Source organism: Streptomyces sp. NPDC043427, assembly GCF_056436655.1.
Genome location: NZ_JBWKCC010000014.1, coordinates 69,906 through 90,175, shown reverse-complemented (window position 1 = coordinate 90,175; position 20,270 = coordinate 69,906). Strand labels below are relative to the sequence as shown.

Sequence of the window (20,270 nt, the reverse complement as noted above, 5' to 3'; positions counted from 1 at the left end):
GGACGGGCTGAGAACACACGTGCCCGGCGCCGAGAACACCCCCGTGGGTTCTCGGCGCCGGGCTCCCCCGCGGGCCGTGGCTCTGTGTGGTTGCTACTCCGTGGCGATCGCGTTCAGTACGTTCATCCGGCCCGCCCGGAACGCCGGGACCAGCGCGGCGAACAGGCCCACGAAGGCCGAACCGATGAAGACGCCCGTGATGGTCGGCCAGGGGATTTCCAGGACCGTCAGGCCCTGGAGGGCGAGGAGTTTCTGGGCCGTGGCGCCCCAGCCCATGCCCAGGCCGAGGCCGAGGAGGGCGCCGAAGAGGGCGATGACCACCGACTCCATGCGGATCATGCGGCGCAGCTGGCGGCGGGAGAGGCCGATGGCCCGCATGAGGCCGATCTCGCGGGTCCGCTCGACGACCGACAGGGCCAGGGTGTTCACGACGCCGAGGATGGCCACGATGATCGCCAGCGCCAGCAGGCCGTAGATCATGTTCAGCAGCTGGCCGATCTGGTCCTTCAGCGCCTGCTTGTAGTCGGTCTGGTCGCGGACCTGGTACTGCGGGTAGTCGTGCATCGCGGACTTCAGCGCCTTGTAGGCGGTGTCCTGCTGTCCCTCCTTCGCCGTGGCGAAGACCAGCTGGTCGAGCGGCATCTTGTCGGCCGGGACGTACTTGGCCAGCGTGGCGATGGACGTGTACATCGCCCCCTGGTCGATGACGACGTCGCTGCTGGTGATCGCGCGGACCGTCAGCTTGGCGGTGGAGCCGTCCTTGAAGGCCACGGAGACCTTGGAGCCGAGGTGGATCTTGTGGTCCTCGGCGAAGTCCTCGTGGACGGACATCGCGTCGGGCCGGTAGGCGTCCGTGAGCTTGCCGGCGACCACCTCGGTGCGCAGGTCGGTCGCGTAGGTCGGGTCGGCGGCGGTGATCGCGGTGTCCTTGAGCGTCTTGCCGTCGGGGGTGGTGAAGTCGGCCTGGGTCCCCTTGTACTCGGTGACCCGCTCCAGGCCCGGCGTCGACTTCACGGCCTTGACCGCCTGCGGGGTGACCAGCTGCCCACGGTCGTTCTGGATGATGAAGTCCGTGCCGACGGTCTTGTCGAGCTGATCGGTGGCCGAGGCGACCATGGACGAGCCGACCACCGACAGGCAGGCGACCAGCGCCAGCCCGATCATCAGGGCGGCGCCCGTGGCCCCCGTACGGCGCGGGTTGCGCAGCGCGTTGCGCTCGGCCATGCGTCCGACGGGACCGAACATCCGCAGCAGGACCGCGCCCAGCACCCGGACCACGCCGCCCGCGAGCAGCGGGCCGATGACCACGAACCCGATCAGTGTCAGCACCACGCCCAGGCCCAGCCAGAGCGAGCCCTCCTTGGCCTGGTCGGCGGTGCCGGCCAGGTAGAGGCTGTAGCCGCCGGCGCCGGTGAGGAGGGTGCCGACCAGCGCCCGGATCCAGCCGGCCTTGGCGTCGGCTGGGGCGCCCGCGTCGCGCAGGGCGGCCATTGGGGAGACCTTGCCGGCGCGCCGGGCCGGGAGGTAGGCGGCGAGGACGGTGACGACGACGCCGAGGACCAGGCCGATGACGGGGGTCGTCCAGGCGACGGTCAGGTCGTCCGTGGACAGGTTCATGCCGGTCATGCCCATGAGCTTCATCAGCCCGACCGCGAGGCCGACGCCCGCGCCGACGCCCAGCACGGAACCGATCAGGCCGAGCAGCAGCGCCTCGGCCAGCACGGAGCGGTTGACCTGCTTGCGGGACGAGCCGATGGCGCGCATCAGGCCGATCTCGCGGGTGCGCTGGGCGACCAGCATCGAGAAGGTGTTGATGATCAGGAAGATGCCGACGAGGAAGGCGATCCCGGCGAAGCCGAGCATCGCGTACTTCATGACGTTCAGGAACTCGCCGACGTCCTTCTGGTTGGCGTCGGCGGTCTCCTTGGCGGTCTGCACCTTGTAGGCGCCGCCGAGTTCGGCGACGACGTTCTTCTTCAGCTGCGCGTCGGTGACACCGGTCGCGGCCGTGACGTTGACGTTGGTGTAGACGCCGGTCTCGCCGACCAGCCACTGCTGCGCGGTCTTCGTGTCCAGGTAGAAGATCGCGGCGCCGGGGTTGGTGACGGTGAAGGCGGCGATGCCGGAGATCTTCGCGGTGTGGTTGCCGACCGCGCTGATCACGCCGAGTTCGTCACCGAGCTTCAGGTGGTGCTTGTCAGCGGTGTCCTCGTCGACCATGACCTGGCCGGAGCCCTTGGGCGCCGCACCCGAAGTGATCTCCATGGTTCGGGCTTCGTTGGCGTTCCAGCCGCCGACGATGGTCGGCGCGCCGCTGGAGGGCGACAGGTTGTCCTTGTCGGCGTCGACGACGGTCACCGACGTCGAGAAGACGGCCCCCTCCGCGGACTTCACGCCCTGTGTCCCCCGCACCTTGCCGAGGACGGCGGCCGGCATGACCGGCGGCTTGCCGTTGTCGGAGGTGGTCTCACCGGTGTCGGAGGCGCCCTTGGCGCTGACGGTCACGTCCGAGGAGGTGGCCTCGAAGAGCTTGTCGAAGGTGGTGTTCATCGTGTCGGTGAACACCAGGGTCCCGCACACGAAGGCGACCGACAGCAGCACCGCGACCGCCGACAGGGCCATCCGGCCCTTGTGCGCGAAGAAGTTGCGCATCGAGGTCTTCATGACGGTCATGACGTGCGCCCCCGGGCGTCGAAGTCCTTCATGCGGTCGAGGACGGCGTCCGCGGTCGGCTTGAACATCTCGTCGACGATCCGGCCGTCGGCGAGGTACAGCACACGGTCCGCGTACGAGGCCGCCACCGGGTCGTGCGTGACCATCACGATGGTCTGGCCGAGCTCGTCCACCGAGCGGCGCAGGAAGCCGAGGACCTCGGCGCCGGCCCGCGAGTCGAGGTTTCCGGTCGGCTCGTCACCGAAGATGATCTCGGGGCGGGCGGCCAGCGCCCGGGCCACGGCGACACGCTGCTGCTGGCCGCCGGAGAGCTGGGTGGGGCGGTGCTTGAGCCGCCCGGCGAGCCCGACGGTCTCCACGACCCGGTCCAGCCACCCCTTGTCGGGCTTGCGGCCGGCGATGTCCATGGGGAGCGTGATGTTCTCGAGCGCGTTGAGCGTCGGCAGCAGGTTGAACGCCTGGAAGATGAACCCGATCCGGTCCCGGCGCAGCTGCGTGAGCTTCTTGTCCTTCAGGCCGGTGATCTCGGTGTCGTCCAGGTAGATCTGACCGCTCGTCACGGTGTCGAGCCCGGCGAGGCAGTGCATCAGCGTGGACTTGCCGGACCCCGAGGGGCCCATGATCGCGGTGAACTGACCGCGGGAGATGTCCACGTCGACGTGGTCGAGGGCGACGACACGGGTCTCCCCGGACCCGTACGCCTTGACGACCTGCCGCGCCCGCGCGGCAACGGCCGTACGCCCTCCAGTGCCCCCGTGCCTGGGAATGGTCACAGCCGATGTCACGGTATGTCTCCTATGTCGGTCAGCAAGTGGGGTGCACCGATCCGCAGGTCGTGTGCCCTGCTCGTCGCTGCGGCGGTGCGGTGCTGCGGCGGTGCGCCCGCCGGTCGGTACGTCGCTCAGTCTGTCGCCGCAGGAGTGCCGGGCGCGCTGGTGCTCGGCACCCTCTTCACGGGGGGTTAACCCCACCCCCCGGGGGTGACGGTGGCCGCCCCCGACGACGTAAAGCCAGGTTAAGGAGTGCCCCCGTGCCGTCTCGTCCTCCGGCGGTACGAACCCTCCCCGAGCCGTAGTACGGAGGTACCCCTAGGGGCCGTCCACCGCCGGGTGGAGCGCTTCTCGGGGTCGGTTCCACCCTTCGGTGCACCCAGGCTGCACCCTCCCGCCGCGTGAGGGTCAATGGGAAGCTGTCCCACGGCAGATAGATGCAGGGGGCACGACAGGGGACTGTGAGTGAGCGGTACGAGCGGTACGACACCGGCGACACGCGGCGCCGCACGGCGCACGGCCACCGGCAGACGAGGCGCCGTCGTCGCCGCGCTCATGCTGTCGATGGCGCTGGCGGCCCTGGACTCCACCGTCGTCTCCACCGCCGTACCGCAGATCGTCGGCGACCTCGGCGGCTTCTCCGTCTTCTCCTGGCTGTTCTCGGGCTACCTGCTGGCCGTCACCGTCACCCTCCCGGTCTACGGCAAGCTCTCCGACACCTTCGGCCGCAAACCCGTGCTGATCGTCGGCGCGGCCGTGTTCCTGCTGGGCTCCCTGCTGTGCGCGCTCGCCTGGAACATGGCGGCGCTGATCGCGTTCCGTGTCGTCCAGGGCCTGGGCGGCGGGGCGTTGCAGGGCACGGTGCAGACGCTCGCCGCCGACCTGTACCCCCTGAAGGAGCGCCCGAAGATCCAGTCCAAGCTGTCCACCGTGTGGGCGGTGTCGGCGGTCGCGGGCCCCGGCATCGGCGGCCTCCTTGCGGCATACGCCGACTGGCGGTGGATCTTCCTCGTCAACCTGCCGATCGGTGTGGTGGCGTTGTGGCTGATCGCCCGTCATCTGCACGAACCGCAGCGGGAGTCGCCGCGGGCATCCCAGCCGAAGGCGCCACCTCACCCCCACGCGCGCGTGGACTGGCCGGGCGCGCTCGCGGTGTTCGCGTGCGGCGGCGTCCTGCTGACCGCGCTGGTGCAGGGCGGTGTGGCATGGCCGTGGCTGTCGGCGCCTTCGCTCACCCTGTTCGCCACGGGGCTGGCGCTGGCCGCGCTGGTCGTGGTCGTCGAACGCCGGGCGGCCGAGCCGATCATCCCGGGCTGGGTGTGGCGCCGCCGTACGATCGCCGCGGTCAACCTCGCACTGGGCGCGCTGGGCCTGCTGATGGTGGCCCCGACGGTGTTCCTGCCGTTGTACGCACAGTCGGTGCTGGACCTCGGCCCGGTCGCCGCCGGATTCGTGCTGTCCGTATGGACGTTGAGCTGGCCGCTGTCGGCCGCGCTGAGCCAGCACGTCTACCGCAGGATCGGCTTCCGGGACACGGCGCTGCTCGGCATCGGCGCGGCGGCACTGGTGCTGTTCGCGTTCCCGTTCCTGCCGTACCCGGGCGAGGCCTGGCAGCCGACGCTGCTGATGCTGCTGCTGGGTGCGGCCCTCGGCCTCTTCCAACTCCCCCTGATCGTCGGCGTCCAGTCGACGGTCGGCTGGGCGGAACGCGGCACGACGACCGCGTCCGTGCTGTTCTGCCGTCAGACGGGCCAGACCGTCGGCGCGGCGGTCTTCGGCGCCATCGCCAACGGCGTGCTGGCCGCGCGCCTCGGCGGCGCCGGCGACCTGGAGTCGGTCACCGGGGCCCTCGACGCGGGCACCGCCCCCCAATCCACCCGGCACGCGATCGCGGACGCGGTGCACGCGGTCTACCTGGGCGCGGCCTGCGCGGCGGCCCTGGCGTTCCTGGTGCTGCTGTGCGTGGCCCCGCGCCGCTTCCCGGTGCTGAAAAATCCCGGTGACCGGGAGGGGGCGGCGGTCTAGGGTCTTTCGTTCGGATCAGGCCGGACTCCGCGAGCCCGGCATGATCCAGACGAGAGGCCTTCGTGTCGCGGCACGCAACGTGTGCCCGTGAAGGAGCGGCGCCCGATGCGTGCTCTCGGCGTGTACTCGGTGTGCTTGGTGTGCTTGGTGTTCTCGGTCACTCCGCCGCCCGCCCCGTCAGCGCCGTCAAACTGCTGGCCACGTGGTCCATGTGCGCCTGTACGTCGTCCCGGCGCTCCCTGTGCTCGCGCAGCACCCGCTCCGTCTCGCGTGCGATGCGCTCCTCGCACGACCGCGCCTCGGCCCCCAGCTCCGCGGCCCGCGCCTGCGCCTCCTCCTGCCGCCGCCGGGCCGACTCCTCCGCCTCGGCGAACGCCTGCTTCGCCTCGGACAGCGCCTCCTCCGCCCGCGTCACCAAGCGGGCGTGCCGCGCGTCCAGCGCGGCGGCCCGCTCGGCCGCCTCCCGCTCCACCTCGGCAATCCGCTCGGCGAACTCCTTGCCCTGCTCGGTGAGCATCGCGGTGGTGCGCTGACGCATCTCCCGCAGCGCGGCCAGCGCCTCGCCCCGGCTCTCCTTCACCTCACGCCGGGCGCTCACCCGGACCTCGTCCGCCTCGGCACGCGCCACGAGCAACCGCTGACGGGCGCGCTCCTCGGCCTCCGCGCGCAGCGCGTCCGCCTCCTCCTGCGCCCCCTGGCGCACCTCCAGCGCGTCCGCCTCGGCCTCGGCACGGCACTCCCGCGCCTCGCACCGCGCACGCTCCCGCTCGGCCGCCGCCTCCTCCTCCACCAGCTCGAAAAGGCGCCGGGCGCGTTCCCCCAGCGCCTCGTACGACTGCGGAGCGAGGTGCGTCACCGCCTCCCGCAGCCACTCCGCCTCCTCGTCCATGTCCCTGGCGAGCACGGTGAGGCGGGCGGCCCGCTCCCAGGCGGCGTCACGATCGTCGGAGAGCGCCTCGACGTACGCGTCGACCTGTTCGGGCCGATAGCCGCGCCCCCGGACGATCACGAAACCGTGGGCCGACACCGATGCGCTGCTCATCCTGGAACCCTCTCCGCCGGATCCATTTCGCGCACATCTTGATGGATCAGACGGAAGTGTTCATAACGCGACACTCCGCTTATAAGCCGCGAACGTCTGCGAGGCATGGCACGAAAGGGGGCCGGGGGGGGGGTGGGGCGCTCCCCCCCCCCCCCCCCCCCCCCCCCCCCGGCCCCCTCACCCGACAGCTGTCGTCAGAGCAGCCCGTCCCACATCTGCTCCAGCAGCACCGACCACCAGCTCTCCGGCGAACCGAGCGCCGCCGGATCGAGCGAGGCCAACTGGGCCTGGAAGTCGACGGTCCACCGGCCCGCCTGCTCCTGGTTCAGCCCGAACCGCAGCCGCCACATACGTCCGAGCAGCGCGAGACACCGCGCGAACTCCGGCAGACCGGTGTTCACGAACTGCGGGGGTACGGGCGCCCCGCCGGGCCCCGCCTCCACGGGCACGGCGACGATGTTCGCCGTGCCGTACTGCACGCAGATGGCCTTGCCGAAGTCCGTGCCCATCACGAGGTACGAACCCGCGTCCGAGGCCGGCTGCACCCCACGCTCCTGCGCCAGCTCGGCCAGCGTCGGCACGGGCCGATTGGCCTGGGTCTGCGCCCAGAAGAACGGGCCCATGTCCCCCGGCAGCCCCGCCACGACCAGCGTGTGCGCCACGATCGGCGGCACCCCCTGACGGGACACCGCCGCCTGCTCGAACCGGAACACCCCCGGCCCGAACGCCGCCGCCAGCTCCTGCGCGACACCCTCCGGCGGAATGGGCGGCACCGGCTGCACGGGCGGCAACGGAGCACGCACCGGCGCGGGGCGCGCGGGACCGTCGGCCACCTGGTGCAGCTCACCCTGGTGGGCCAGCAACTGCTGCATGCCCTGCTGCCGACTCGCGTGATCCGTGCCGTACGGGGCGATGCTCGTGATCCGCGCCTGAGGCCACTGCTCCCGGATCATCCGCGCACAGTACGCACCCGGCAGCTCGCACGACTCCAGCTCCGTGTGCAGCTCCAGCACCTGGTCCGGAGGCACGTTCATGCCCCGCAGCTCGTGGTAGATCTGCCACTCCGGGTGCGGCGTCCCCGGCTGGGAACGCCGGATCAGCTGCTGCTCGGAACCGTCCTGCGCGCGGTAGCGCAGCACGGCCTGATAACCGGGCCCGACCGTCGGCACACCGGCCTGCTGCGGATAGCCGTACGCGGGCGGCGGCCCCCCGGGTCCAGGCTGCCCGGGCGGCGGGACCGCACCGGGGGGCATGGGGGGCTGGGGGGCGCCTGGGGGGACACCGGGCGCACCAGGGCGGTGTGCGCCGGGCGCCCCGGGTACGCCGGGTACGCCGGGGGGAGCTGGCGGTGCACCGGGGGCACCGGGCGCGCCAGGGACAACGGGCGGGGGGCCGGGGACACGGGGCGCACCCGGAGCACCAGGCGGGCCAGGCGGAGCACCAGGGACGCCCGGGGCTCCGGGCATGCCGGGGGCCTGCGGCGGCGGGGGCGCGCCCGGACCGCCCACCGGGGGCGCGGCCAGCATGGTCTCGGCGTGGTGAACAGCACCGTGCGCGCCACCTGCGGAGCCGTGAGCGCCTGGAGCGCCGGGTGTACCCGGGGCGCCCGGAGGCTGAGGGGCGCCGGGCCTGCCAGGGGCACCGGGAACGCCAGGCGGGTTGGGGGCGCCGGGCGCACCCGGAGCATGCGGCACACCCGGAGCGGCCGGAGGCTGAGGCACACCCGGTACACCCGGGGCACCAGGCGCACCCGGAGCACCGGGGGCACCTGCGGCCCCAGGCGGATTGGGCGCACCGGGGGCACCCGGCGCACCCGGAGCATGGGGCACACCCGGAGCACCCGGAGCACCAGGCGCCTGCGGCGCGCCCGGAGGCTGCGGCGGCGCACCCCCACCCATCCGACCGGGATCGGCGAGCATCGTGGCGGCATGGTGGACACCACCCGGAGGCGTACCACCGGGTGTGTGCGGCGCACCCGGCACGTTCGGCGGAGCGGGCGTGTGGGGGCCACCCGGCGCACCGGGCGCACCCGGGCCGCCCTGGCCCTCAGGGCCGTCGGGGCCGAGCGTCGACACGAGCTGCGTAGGCACATACCCACCGGCGGGAGCGCCCGGCGCCCCCGGCGCGGAGGGCGGCGGAGGCGTACTGCCCGGCCGTGCCCCCGGCGTTCCGGGAGCACCCGGCGGAGGCGGCGGGGTCGCCCCCCGCCCACGACGAGGAGGCGCCGCCTTGCTGGTCGCGGCATCGGCGATGTCCCCGGCATTCGGCGCCAACGGCCGCCCCGGCGCCCCCGGACCACCCGGCCCCTGAGGCGCACCCGGGGGATACCCGTACGAGGGCGCACCCGGAGGCGGAGTCCCAGGACCACCCGGAGCTCCGGGCCCCTGCGGATACCCGTACGGCGAAACACCGGGCCCGGGCGGCGGCGTACCACCGTCGGAAGCACCCGGACCACCCGGGCCGACCCCACCGGGACCACCCGGCCCCTGCGGATACCCGTACGACGGCGCACCGCCGGGCGGCGGTGTGCCGCCCGCCCCCGGCGCACCCTGCTCATCGACCGCCGGTGCCACGGCGGTGCGAGGAAGCTGGCTGCCGCCCGACATCAGCGCCGTCTTGGCGTCCGGAGCGACAGGCGGAGGTGTGTCATCGCCGACGTCGGCCAGGGGCGGCGCGAACACAGTCGCCGGCAGCGGTACGGAACGGTCCTCCCCGGCGTCGGCATTGGTGTCCGTCCCAGCCCAGGGCGTAGCCCCGGCAGGCGCACTCGGCGCACCGGGCCCCTCCACACGCGCCCCAGCCTCGTCGCCACCCGTGCCCGCGGCGGCCGGCCACGAAGCACCACTCCCCGGCGCCGCGGAAGCCGCACCAGGCTGAGAACCCGAGGACGAAGACGGCGAGGACGGCACGGACGGGGACGACGACGGGGCCGACGGCGAAGAGGGCGAAGAGGGCGCACCGAAAGGCACCCCGGCCTGCGTCTCAGGCAGCGCCTCCGAAGCCCCCGAGGCCGCCCCGGAAGGAGAACCCCCCGAAGGACCCTCCTCCCCAGCAGTCCCCCGCTGATCCGGAATTCCCAGCTTGTCCGCCGCCTCCTGCAACCACTCCGGCGGAGACAACAAGAAGGACGTCTGGTTCAGGTCCACCCGAGCCGCAGGCGCCGGCGCCGTATCGGCCGCGCCGTCCGGACGGCCGTACTCCTCCTCGTAGCGGCGGATCACCTCACCCACCGGCAGCGCGGGCCACAGCGTGGCCTCCCCACTGTCCCGGGCGATCACCAGCCGCTGCGCACCCCCGTCCGAACGCGGACCGTCCGCACGGTCCTCGCCCCACACCACGAACCCGAGTTCGAACTCCCGCACCCGCACCTCACGATGCTGGTACGCCGGAACGTCCCCGTTGATCCACTCTTCCGCGCGCTCCTGCGCCTGCGCGAACGTCACCATCGCTGAGCTCACTCCCCCACGGAAGAAACCGGAACGGCACGCGCGAACCCGCCGTCCACCATCAGGTTCGCCACCGTCTCCAACTCCGGCGGATTGCCCGCGAGCCGGGACAGGAAGACGTCGAAATCCTCACCGCACGGCAGCAACAACCGCGCCGTACGCTCCGCCGGCGGCAACGCCGGATCCACGTCCCGCACATCGTCGTACGCGCAGAACCACACCGAACCGACCCGGTCGCCCTTCACCTTCACGGCCAACAACCCACCCTGGACAAAACCGACACCCAGGTAATCCTTCGTCAAATGGTCACGCAGACACTTGTTCACATACACCAGGTCATTGACCGCCGCCTCGTCCCGCACCGTGAAGAACGGCTGGTCCACCAGCAGCCCCAACTCCGCGTCCAGCGCGGCCCCCACCGGCGCACAACCACCCGCCGCCTTCAAGAACGACCGATACGCACCCGGCAACCGGTACCCGAGATCCTCCTCGACCCCCTGCACCTGCTGCTCCGTCACCGCCACACCCGACTTCGGCAACCCGACATGCACCGGCCGCGTCTCCTGCAACGGACGCGTCCCCCGCTTGCCCTGATCGACCAACGCCGTCGCCACACCACCGTGATGCCGCAACAACGCCTTCACCTCGACCGGAACCAACTCCAGCCGCCGCGAACCCACCACGTGATGCCACGTCCAACCATGCGGCGTCGCCACCGCGGGCACCGTGTCCCACAAGTCGTGCCCCGACGCCGCCAGCGCCGCGTTCGCCGACACGTAGTCCGTCAGCCGCAACTCGTCGACCCCGAAACCCTCCGGCGGATCGGCGATCTCCGCCGCCGCACGCGCATAGGGCGAGAAGTCGGGGTAACCGTGCTCGTCCACCCGCACCCCCCTCGGGTGACGAGTGGCCCGGACCGGATCCGGGAAGTGCACGACCTGCCCGGCATAGGCCGCGTTCGGCGGCGCGGCTTGCTGCCCGAGCCGACCTGTCGTCATGGCGGTTGCCCCCTGCGGCACTCTGTACGACCCACAGCGGCCGGCACCGTTCCGGTTCCGGCACGCCACGGCCGTATTCGACTGTCTCCAACGGCACCGACGCGCGTTGACCGCACCTGTCGCGGTGTCGACAGCCTATGCGGTACGAGGACACCGGTCACCGGCACCGGTCCCCGCCCCTCCGCTTCCGTGACCAGCCGTCACCCCGCCGTGACAGCCAGCCCAAACCCGGGCGTGTCGCGCCGCCCCAGCTACCGCACCAGCCCCGCGATTTGGCACCCTGTGACGTCCGGGGGATGCTCGGGAGGGGAAGACGATCATGAACACGACGCAAACGGGACCGCACACCAGCCGCTCCGGCGATCCCCGCATCGGCTGGAGCAGCAACGAAACCCCCACGATCCCCACCCTCCTCCACCGCCGCGACGGCATACTCCCCACCGTCGCCGCCGCCCTCTCCGTCCGCGGCACCACCCTCACCAGCACCGCCGCCCGCGGCGACCAGCCACCCACGCTCCACCCCCTCGTCCAGGACTTCCTGGACAGCCTCACCAGCGCCCAACGCGACCGCTTCACCGGCCGCTGCGCCGAGGCACTCCTCATCTCACGCCACATCGCCAACGCCGACGCCGCCCGCAGCAAACGCGCCGCCCGCAGACCCATGACCAACGGCGAAGCCCGAAAAGCCCTCAAACAAGCCAAACTCACCGCCCGCCGCATCCGCGAGGACGGCGACCCCCTCCACGGCAGCTTCGCCACCCCCTGCCGCGCCTGCACCGCCCTCAGCGCCCACTTCGGCGTCCGCATCGTCGACCCCGCCACGACCGACAACTAACCCCCAGAACAAAGACCGCACCGAACCACACAGCACCACATCGATCAACAAAGGGCAGATGCACACCGACCGCACCTCCACCACCCGCTTCCCCGTCCCCGTGGACGCCGCCCTGCGCAACGCCGGCTGGCAACCCGGACGCTGGGACATCAAACAGGCCGAGATCTGGGCCGACGCCCTCCGCGACCACACCTCACCCGCCGGCCACCGCCACGCCGTCTTCCCCGCCGCCGTAGAGGCCTGGGCGGAATTCGGCGGACTCCACATCACCCCAACCGGCCCCGGCCGCCAGGTCGCCCCCGCCACCCTCCACCTCGACCCCCTCCACGGCCTCCACCTCGCCCGCACCCTCGGCGACCTCGGCCGCGCCCTCGACACCGAAGTCAGCCCCCTCGGCGCCGAAACCGACACCCACTCCCTCCTCGCCATCGACACCGAAGGCCGCGTCTACGCCCTCGACCACACCGGCGACTGGTACCTCGGCCCCGACATCGACCAGGCCCTCGCCGGCCTCGTCACCGGCATAGAGCCGACCCGCCTCGCAGCGAACTGAATCCAGAACGCTCCTCGGCGCTACGACGCCGGAATCACCGCCGACACCCGAAAACCCCCCGCATCCGTCGGTCCCGACACGAACACGCCCCCCAGCCCCAACACCCGCTCCTTCATCCCCACCAAACCGTTGCCCCCCGACGGCAACCGCGCCGACGACGCCATCTCCGGAGGCGGCTCGTTCTCCACCTGCATCGCGATCTCCGACACCCGATGCGCCAACCGCACATGCGTCTTCGCCCCCGCCGCATGCTTGTGCACGTTCGTCAACGCCTCCTGCACCACCCGATACGCCGTCTGCTCCACCTCCCGCGCATACGACCGCGCATCCCCCTCCACCGACAGATCCACCACCATCCCCGCAGCCGCCGACTGCCCCACCAACTCCTCCAACTCCGACAGACACGGCCCCTCCTCCCCATTGCCCTGGGAAGAGACCACCGCCACCGCCACCGCGGCGGGCAGCACCGACGCCGGCTTCCGCGGCGCGTCCCCGCTCCGCAACACCCCCAGCATCTCCCGCAACTCCGTCAACGCCTGCCGCCCCATGTCCCCCACGAGCGCGGCATTCTTCACCGCCTTCTCGGGATCCTTCCGAGCCACCGCCTGCAACGCCGCCGCATGCACCACCATCAGGCTCACCCGATGCGCGACCACGTCATGCATCTCCCGCGCGATCCGCGTCCGCTCCTCGTTACGCGCCCACTCCGCCCGCTCCTCGGCCCGCTCCGCCAGCAGCTGCAACTCCCGCTCAAGACTGTCCGCCCGCTCCCGCAAGCTCTCCATCAGCCTGCGCCGCGCCCCCACGTACAGCCCCAGCAACACCGGCGGCGCCGTCAACCCCAACGACGTCGCGATCGCCGCGAACGGCACGAACCAGTCCCCCAGCGTCAGACTCCCCTGGTCCATCCCCTGCCGCACCCGCACGAACGTCACGATCAACGTCCCCAGCAGCGACATCCCGGCCAGCGACGCGATGATCCGTCGCGGCATCTCGGCGGCGGCGAGCGTGTACAGCCCGACGATGCCCATCAGGTACCCCATCTGAGCAGGCGTGATCGCGATGGCGACCAGCACCACGGCGATGGGCCACCGCCGCCGGACCAGCAGAACCGATCCGGCCGAGAGCCCGAACACCACCCCCACCGCGAGCGGAATCCCCGCGGCCCGCGCGAACGGAACCCCCTCCCCCGCACACTCCAGCGCGGACACCACCGCGAGACTCGAGTCGAACACCGCACTACGCCGTCTGTCCCACCACCACGGCCCTCCCAAGGCCGTCCCGTGGTCTTCCCCCGTCGTGGTCATGCCTCCCAGCCTACGGGCGCCCACCCCCGCTTTTCCGGCGAGTTTCTCCGACTGGCCTACACCACACTCCGTAACGGAATGCCTCCGAAACCGCCTGGTACCGCTCGAACTGCTGAACCATGCCTGTTCGACCCCGGAACCGATCATTCCGCCCGGACGGTATGCACATGGCACATTCACCTGGCAAGTACGCGGACTTCGAGGGGCTGCGGGAGCAGGCGGTCGCTCTGCGGCGGGCGGGACACAGCCGACGCCAGATCCGCGACCGACTGCACGTCGACAACAACGACATCCTCAACCGGCTTCTGGAGGGCGAGCCGCCTCCCGAATGGGCGCCCGAACGCGAAGGACGACCAGAGGGACAGGGCGAGGGAGCTACGGCTTCAGGGCTGGACGTACGACCAGATTCAGGTGGAGCTGGGGTGCTCGAAGAGTTCGATCTCGTTGTGGGTCCGGGATCTACCCAAGCCTGAGCGCAAGCGCAACCCTGAGGAGGCAGCGGCGATCGCCAAGCGCGGCTGGGAGGCAACGCTGCAGGGCGGGAGTGGCCCTTTACTGGGCGGAAGGCGCCAAGGACAAGTCGTACAGCCGCCGGGAAAGGCTCCACTTCATCAACAGCGACCCGAACGTCATCAGCTTCTTCCTGCGCTGGCTCGACCTACTCAACGTGGAACGCGACCGCCTGCGCTTCCGGGTGAGTATCCACGAGTCGGCCAACGTCACGGACGCCGAAGAGTTCTGGGCCGGGCTGGTGGGCGTGGAGCCTTCCGCATTCCAAAAGGCGACCGTCAAGAAGCACAACCCGAAGACGAGCCGGAAGAACACCGCGGAGGCATATCGTGGCTGCCTAATCATCTACGTCCTCAAGAGCGCCGACTTGTATCGTCGCATGGAGGGCGCCTGGTACGGCATAGTGGAGTCCGCACGCGTAGCCGATCAACCGAATCGGACATAGCGCACGAGCCATCCCGGATCGTCTAAGGGCAGGACAAACGGTTTTGGTCCGTTGAATGAGGGTTCGAATCCTTCTCCGGGAGCCCCAGCAGAAGTGGGCCCTGACCTCACCGTCAGGGCCCACTCTCATGTCCTCCACGAAACGCCCCGGTATCCTGCGGATGTCAACCCCCACCCCTCCACAGCCGAAGGGCAACCCCGTGAGCGCCATCCGCCCGGCAGCCGTCGTCGTACTCGCAGCGGGTGAGGGCACCCGTATGAAGTCGGCCACACCGAAGGTCCTGCACGAGATCTGCGGTCGCAGCCTCGTCGGTCACGTGCTGGCCGCCGCCCGAGAGTTGGACCCCGAAAACCTTGTCGTCGTGGTCGGGCACGCTCGCGAGAAGGTCACCGGGCACCTCAGCACCATCGACCCGGACGTACGCACCGCAGTACAGGCGGAGCAGAACGGCACCGGGCACGCCGTCCGCATGGGCCTCGAAGAGCTCGGCGGCACCCTCGACGGCACCGTCGTGGTCGTCTGCGGCGACACCCCCCTCCTCACCGGCGAGACGCTGAAGCAGCTCGCCGGCACGCACGAGGCCGACGGGAACGCGGTGACCGTGCTGACCGCCGAGGTCCCGGACGCGACCGGCTACGGCCGTATCGTCCGCGACGACGCCTCCGGTGCCGTCACGGAGATCGTCGAGCACAAGGACGCGACCGAGACGCAGCGGGCGATCCGGGAGATCAACTCGGGTGTCTTCGCGTTCGACGGAGCGCTGTTGGCGGGCGCCCTCAAGCAGGTTCGTACGGACAACTCGCAGGGCGAGGAGTACCTCACCGATGTCCTCGGCATCCTCCGCGAGGCGGGTCATCGCGTCGGCGCGTCCGTGGCGGCCGATCACCGTGAGATCGCCGGGATCAACAACCGGGTGCAGCTCTCCGAGGCGCGTCGGATCCTGAACGACCGGCTGCTCACCGGCGCCATGCTCGCGGGCGTGACCGTCATCGACCCCGCCACGACCTGGGTCGACGTCACCGTCACGTTCGAGCAGGACGCCGTCGTGCACCCCGGCACGCAGCTGCTCGGCGCTACCCACCTGGGCGAGGGCGCCGAGGTGGGTCCGAACAGCCGGCTCAAGGACACGCAGGTGGGCGCAGGGGCGCGGGTGGACAACACCGTGGCCGATGACGCCCACATCGGTCCCGAGGCGACCGTCGGGCCGTATGCCTATCTCCGGCCCGGTACGCGCCTCGGGCTGAAGTCCAAGATCGGTACGTACGTCGAGACGAAGAACGCCTCGATCGGGGAGGGGACGAAGGTTCCGCACCTGTCGTATGTCGGTGACGCGTCGATCGGTGAGTACTCGAACATCGGTGCCGCGAGTGTCTTCGTGAACTACGACGGTCAGGACAAGCACCACACGACCGTGGGCTCGCACTGCCGTACCGGTTCGGACAACATGTTTGTGGCGCCTGTCACGGTCGGGGACGGTGCCTACACGGCGGCCGGCTCGGTGATCACGAAGGATGTGCCGCCCGGTTCGCTGGCCGTGGCCCGTGGTCAGCAGCGGAATATCGAGGGTTGGGTGGCTCGTAAGCGTCCGGGCAGCGCGGCCGCGAAGGCGGCCGAGGTGGCCTCCCGCCAGGCGGAAAGCGGAAGCTGACCGGAAAGCGGTGCTTCGAACACGGCGTACCGTGATAGGTGCACACCCGCATTCCCCAGCTGAGACGACCTCTCATGCCCAGCCGAGGTCGCTCGCCAGCCAGCTGAGAAACCTCTGAGGAGACAGTGCTGTGACCGGGATCAAGACGACCGGCGAGAAGAAGTTGATGTTCTTCTCCGGCCGCGCCCACCCCGAGCTTGCCGAGGAGGTCGCCCACCAGCTGGGTGTCGGGGTTGTCCCGACGAAGGCCTTCGACTTCGCGAACGGTGAGATCTATGTGCGGTATCAGGAGTCGGCGCGTGGTGCGGACTGTTTCCTGATCCAGAGCCACACGGCTCCGATCAACAAGTGGATCATGGAGCAGTTGATCATGATCGACGCGCTGAAGCGTGCGTCGGCCCGCTCCATCACCGTCATCGTGCCGTTCTATGGTTACGCGCGGCAGGACAAGAAGCACCGTGGACGTGAACCGATTTCGGCGCGTCTGATCGCGGACATGATGAAGGCGGCGGGTGCGGACCGCCTGCTGACCGTGGATCTGCACACGGACCAGATCCAGGGCTTCTTCGACGGTCCGGTGGACCACCTGTTCGCGCTGCCGTTGCTGGCGGACTACGTGGGTGGGAAGGTCGACCGGAACAAGCTCACCGTGGTCTCCCCGGACGCGGGTCGGGTGCGGGTCGCGGACCGTTGGTGCGACCGTCTGGGTGCGCCGCTGGCGATCGTGCACAAGCGTCGTGACAAGGACGTGGCGAACCAGGTGACCGTCCACGAGGTCGTGGGTGAGGTCAAGGGTCGTGTCTGTGTCCTGGTCGACGACATGATCGACACCGGTGGCACGATCTGCGCGGCTGCGGACGCGTTGTTCGCGCACGGTGCGGAGGACGTCATCGTCACGGCCACGCACGGTGTGCTGTCGGGGCCTGCGGCCGATCGTCTGAAGAACTCGAAGGTGAGTGAGTTCGTCTTCACGAACACGCTGCCGACTCCGGGTGAGCTGGAGCTGGACAAGATCAAGGTGCTGTCGATCGCGCCGACGATCGCGAGTGCGGTGCGTGAGGTGTTCGAGGACGGTTCGGTGACGAGCCTGTTCGACGAGCAGTAGGGCGTACGAGCTTCCGCTTGATCAACTTTTCTACGGCCTCCCTCGCCGAGTAGACTGCTCCAGTTGCTCGGCGAGGGAGGCCGTACTCCGTTTCTGACGGGGGTGCGGTTGTCCGTTATCGACGCGCTCTTCGTAGCAGGCCGTTCGTGGCCGGGTGACCACGTCCGTTCCTATGTTCTACGAGGAGTGATCCACATGTCCGAGGTGAAGCTCGCCGCCGAGACGCGGTCCGAGTTCGGCAAGGGTGCCGCGCGTCGTATCCGCCGTGACAACAAGGTCCCGGGTGTCCTGTACGGCCACGGTGAGGCTCCGCTGCACCTGACGCTGCCGGGTCACGACCTGCTGCTGGCGCTGCGTACGCCGAACGTCCTGATCGCGCTGGACATCGACGGCAAGAACCACCTGGCGATCCCGAAGTCCGTGCAGCGTGACCCGATCAAGGGCTTCCTGGAGCACGTGGACCTGCTGCTGGTCAAGCGGGGCGAGAAGGTCAACGTCGAGATCTACGTGCACACCGAGGGCGAGCTTGCGCCGGGTGGCAACCTGCTGGAGCACGTGCTGAACGCGCTGCCGGTCGAGGCCGAGGCCACGCACATCCCCGAGTCCGTGACGGTCTCCGTCGAGGGCCTGACGGCCGGTGACTCCATCCTCGCGAAGGACATCCCCCTGCCGTCGGGCACCAAGCTGGCCGTCGAGGAGGACGCTGTCGTCCTGCAGGTGCTGGCCGCGCAGGCCGAGGAGGCCGTCGAGGGCGCAGAGGGTGCCGAGGGCGAAGAGGTCGCCGAGGCCTGATCCTCGCTCCCCCTTTCTTTCGTTGGCCGGCCGCCGCTCCCTCCCGGGGGCGGCGGTCGGCGCGTATCAAGGAGATATGCAGGTGACGACCGATGCCAACGCCCCCTGGCTGATCGTGGGGCTGGGCAATCCGGGGCCCGAGTACGCGGGTAACCGGCACAACGTGGGCTTCATGGTGGCCGATCTGCTGGCGGAGCGGGTCGGGGGCCGGTTCAAGCGGGCGGGGAAGGCGCAGGCGCAGGTCGTGGAGGGGCGTATCGGTCCGCCGGGTCCGGCGAATCGCCGGGTGATCCTGGCGAAGCCGATGTCGTTCATGAACTTGTCGGGGGGTCCGGTGAACGCGCTGCGGGAGTTCTACAAGGTGCCTCTGGCGCATATCGTGGCGATCCATGACGAGTTGGACATCGACTACGGGATGTTGCGGCTGAAGCTGGGGGGCGGTGACAACGGGCACAACGGTCTGAAGTCGATGACGAAGGCGATGGGTGCGGAGTATCACCGGGTGCGGTTCGGGATCGGGCGGCCGCCGGGTCGTATGCAGGTCGCGGACTTCGTGTTGAAGGACTTCGCGTCGGCGGAGCGCAAGGAGTTGGACTATTTCGTGGACCGGGCGGCGGATGCTGTGGAGTGTCTGGTGATCGAGGGGTTGGAGCGGGCGCAGGGTACGTACAACTCCTGACTTGTCCGATGCTGGGCTGAGTTGACTGGCCGTCCGGGTATGGCCAATGATCCCGGCCATGCCTGCCACAGCCCTCTCCTCCCGTCAGGCCTCTTTCGTCGCGTTGCGGTTCGGGCGGTTCGCGGCGATGGGGACGGTTGCCGTGTTGATCCTGATCGCGGGGGTCTGGGCTTCGTGGGGTTCAGCTCAGCACGTGATGCTGACCAAGGGGCGGGAGAGCGGCACGGTCGAGGTGACGCGGTGTGGTGAGGACACGTGTTCGGGGCCGTTCACGCCGATGTCGCAGGGGGCGTCCGCGCGGAAGCGGGTCGTCATCGAGAAGTCGGTGGCGGTGCGCGACGGGCAGACGTACACGGTGGTGGTGAAGCCGGGGTCGGACGACGTGGTGCGGTCGGGGCCGGCGGGGGTGTTGTTCGCGTGGATTCCGCTGGGTGGTGCGCTGCTGCTGGCGTCGGTGGTGGTCGCGGGTGGGCTGGGGCGGGTGCGGGCCGGGTGGGTGCTTGCGGGAGCGGGGGTCACTCTGCTCACGGCTGCGTTCGTGACGATCTGAGGGTTGCGCCGTTCTCCGGGGCGGCGGAGGGGACGAGTGTTGCCTGTTCGTGCTTGACCTGGTCACGGCTGGGGCTGGATGCTGAGCCGCCCCCTCCACATCTTCCGTTCGTTACTCGAAGATGGACTGCCCATGCGTAGCTTCTCCCGTGCCGGCGTTCTCGTCGCCACGTCCTCGGCTGTGTTCCTGCTGGCTCCCGCCGCCCATGCCACCGGCGACGACACGTACACCGTGCAGCTGCGGCAGCAGCTTCCGCGCACGGCGACCACCGCGGACGGGGGCGCCCCGCAGGAGTCGCGGGCGGAGTGCCCCGGCGTCCCCGACGGCAAGGACGGCTGGCACTTCGTGCTGCCGGGCAACTCGACGGACTTCGTGAAGCTGACGGTGACCTTCCAGCCGGGCGGGCAGCAGGTGGTGACCGACTTCGGTCCGCCGTCGGACAAGCACGCGTACGTGTGGTCGCTGCCGGGTGCGGAGCTGACGTCGGCGGTCGCCGAGGTGCAGGGCGGTGACTTGAAGCTGTTCAACCTGTCGCACACCTGCCCGGTGACCGGGGGCAGTACGCCGAGCGGTTCGCCGGAGCCGTCGGGCAGCACGAGTTCCACGCCGTCGGGCAGCACGAGCCCTGAGCCGTCGGGCAGCACGAGCTCCGAGCCGTCGGCTGGAACGGGCTCGGAGCCGGTGGCGTCGCCGTCCGACAGCCCCGTTGCCTCTGCGTCGGTGTCCGCGTCCGTGGCCCCGGGCGGGCCGGGCGGCGGCGATCTGGCCGAGACGGGCAGCAGTGCCCCGGCCGGGCTGCTGTCGGGGGTCGCGGCCGCGCTGGTGGCCGCGGGTGGCTTCCTGGTTGTGCGCCGTCGGAGGGCTCAGCGAGGCTGATTCCGCGGCGGAACGA

Annotated in this window: 15 protein-coding genes, 1 tRNA gene and 1 pseudogene; 11 read left to right on the top strand and 6 right to left on the bottom strand. The window is 70.4% G+C overall.

Features of this window, described 5'->3' with window-relative positions:
• Positions 1-93 precede the first annotated feature (93 nt).
• Together AC067M_RS22740 and AC067M_RS22735 are read right to left on the bottom strand one after the other, a co-directional pair.
• Positions 94-2,673, bottom strand: a complete 2,580-nt coding sequence (locus tag AC067M_RS22740; protein ID WP_478698834.1) for an ABC transporter permease — start codon at positions 2,671-2,673, stop codon at positions 94-96.
• The gene (locus AC067M_RS22735) at positions 2,670-3,458 is read right to left on the bottom strand and encodes an ABC transporter ATP-binding protein (protein WP_478698833.1); all 789 of its coding nucleotides are present in this window, start codon (positions 3,456-3,458) and stop codon (positions 2,670-2,672) included. Before AC067M_RS22735 ends, AC067M_RS22740 begins: the two co-directional genes overlap by 4 nt.
• Before the next feature lie 450 nt (positions 3,459-3,908).
• On the opposite strand from AC067M_RS22735, the gene AC067M_RS22730 reads away from it, so the two are divergent.
• A complete protein-coding gene (locus tag AC067M_RS22730) occupies positions 3,909-5,468 on the top strand; it encodes an MFS transporter (RefSeq protein ID WP_478698832.1) in 1,560 nt (519 codons plus the stop codon).
• A 157-nt stretch (positions 5,469-5,625) separates the two neighbouring features.
• Here the strand turns inward: AC067M_RS22730 and AC067M_RS22725 are convergent, their stop codons facing one another.
• From AC067M_RS22725 to AC067M_RS22715, 3 genes are all read right to left on the bottom strand, one after another.
• Positions 5,626-6,510, bottom strand: coding sequence for a cellulose-binding protein (locus AC067M_RS22725; protein ID WP_478698831.1), 885 nt, complete (start codon positions 6,508-6,510; stop codon positions 5,626-5,628).
• Between the two features lie 194 nt (positions 6,511-6,704).
• Positions 6,705-9,956, bottom strand: coding sequence for an SUKH-4 family immunity protein (locus AC067M_RS22720; RefSeq protein ID WP_478698830.1), 3,252 nt, complete (start codon positions 9,954-9,956; stop codon positions 6,705-6,707).
• An 8-nt stretch (positions 9,957-9,964) separates the two neighbouring features.
• On the bottom strand, positions 9,965-10,954 hold the full coding sequence (locus AC067M_RS22715; RefSeq protein ID WP_478698829.1) for an SMI1/KNR4 family protein: 990 nt from the start codon (positions 10,952-10,954) through the stop codon (positions 9,965-9,967).
• Between the two features lie 319 nt (positions 10,955-11,273).
• On the opposite strand from AC067M_RS22715, the gene AC067M_RS22710 reads away from it, so the two are divergent.
• Both AC067M_RS22710 and AC067M_RS22705 read left to right on the top strand, forming a co-directional pair.
• On the top strand, positions 11,274-11,789 hold the full coding sequence (locus AC067M_RS22710) for a YwqJ-related putative deaminase (protein WP_478698828.1): 516 nt from the start codon (positions 11,274-11,276) through the stop codon (positions 11,787-11,789).
• Between the two features lie 58 nt (positions 11,790-11,847).
• Positions 11,848-12,342: an SUKH-3 domain-containing protein gene (locus AC067M_RS22705; RefSeq protein WP_478698827.1), complete on the top strand. Its 495-nt coding sequence runs from the start codon at positions 11,848-11,850 to the stop codon at positions 12,340-12,342.
• A gap of 20 nt (positions 12,343-12,362) precedes the next feature.
• Here the strand turns inward: AC067M_RS22705 and AC067M_RS22700 are convergent, their stop codons facing one another.
• Entirely contained in the window at positions 12,363-13,649 is a 1,287-nt protein-coding gene (locus AC067M_RS22700) for a sensor histidine kinase (RefSeq protein ID WP_478698826.1), read from the bottom strand.
• A 167-nt stretch (positions 13,650-13,816) separates the two neighbouring features.
• On the opposite strand from AC067M_RS22700, the pseudogene AC067M_RS22695 reads away from it, so the two are divergent.
• The 8 genes and pseudogenes from AC067M_RS22695 (at position 13,817) to AC067M_RS22660 (ending at position 20,254) form a co-directional block, all read left to right on the top strand.
• Positions 13,817-14,604: pseudogene (locus AC067M_RS22695) on the top strand (hypothetical protein).
• 11 nt (positions 14,605-14,615) lie between these two features.
• Positions 14,616-14,686: transfer RNA gene (locus tag AC067M_RS22690), tRNA-Gln, on the top strand.
• A gap of 117 nt (positions 14,687-14,803) precedes the next feature.
• On the top strand, positions 14,804-16,252 hold the full coding sequence (gene glmU, locus AC067M_RS22685) for a bifunctional UDP-N-acetylglucosamine diphosphorylase/glucosamine-1-phosphate N-acetyltransferase GlmU (protein WP_478698825.1): 1,449 nt from the start codon (positions 14,804-14,806) through the stop codon (positions 16,250-16,252).
• A gap of 130 nt (positions 16,253-16,382) precedes the next feature.
• Complete coding sequence (locus AC067M_RS22680; protein WP_478698824.1) at positions 16,383-17,357, top strand: ribose-phosphate diphosphokinase; 975 nt, start codon at positions 16,383-16,385, stop codon at positions 17,355-17,357.
• 195 nt (positions 17,358-17,552) lie between these two features.
• Positions 17,553-18,149, top strand: coding sequence for a 50S ribosomal protein L25/general stress protein Ctc (locus AC067M_RS22675; RefSeq protein ID WP_478698823.1), 597 nt, complete (start codon positions 17,553-17,555; stop codon positions 18,147-18,149).
• 76 nt (positions 18,150-18,225) lie between these two features.
• On the top strand, positions 18,226-18,828 hold the full coding sequence (gene pth, locus AC067M_RS22670; RefSeq protein ID WP_478698822.1) for an aminoacyl-tRNA hydrolase: 603 nt from the start codon (positions 18,226-18,228) through the stop codon (positions 18,826-18,828).
• 58 nt (positions 18,829-18,886) lie between these two features.
• Positions 18,887-19,378, top strand: a complete 492-nt coding sequence (locus AC067M_RS22665; protein WP_478698821.1) for a hypothetical protein — start codon at positions 18,887-18,889, stop codon at positions 19,376-19,378.
• A 132-nt stretch (positions 19,379-19,510) separates the two neighbouring features.
• On the top strand, positions 19,511-20,254 hold the full coding sequence (locus tag AC067M_RS22660) for an LPXTG cell wall anchor domain-containing protein (RefSeq protein ID WP_478698820.1): 744 nt from the start codon (positions 19,511-19,513) through the stop codon (positions 20,252-20,254).
• Positions 20,255-20,270: the final 16 nt, after the last annotated feature.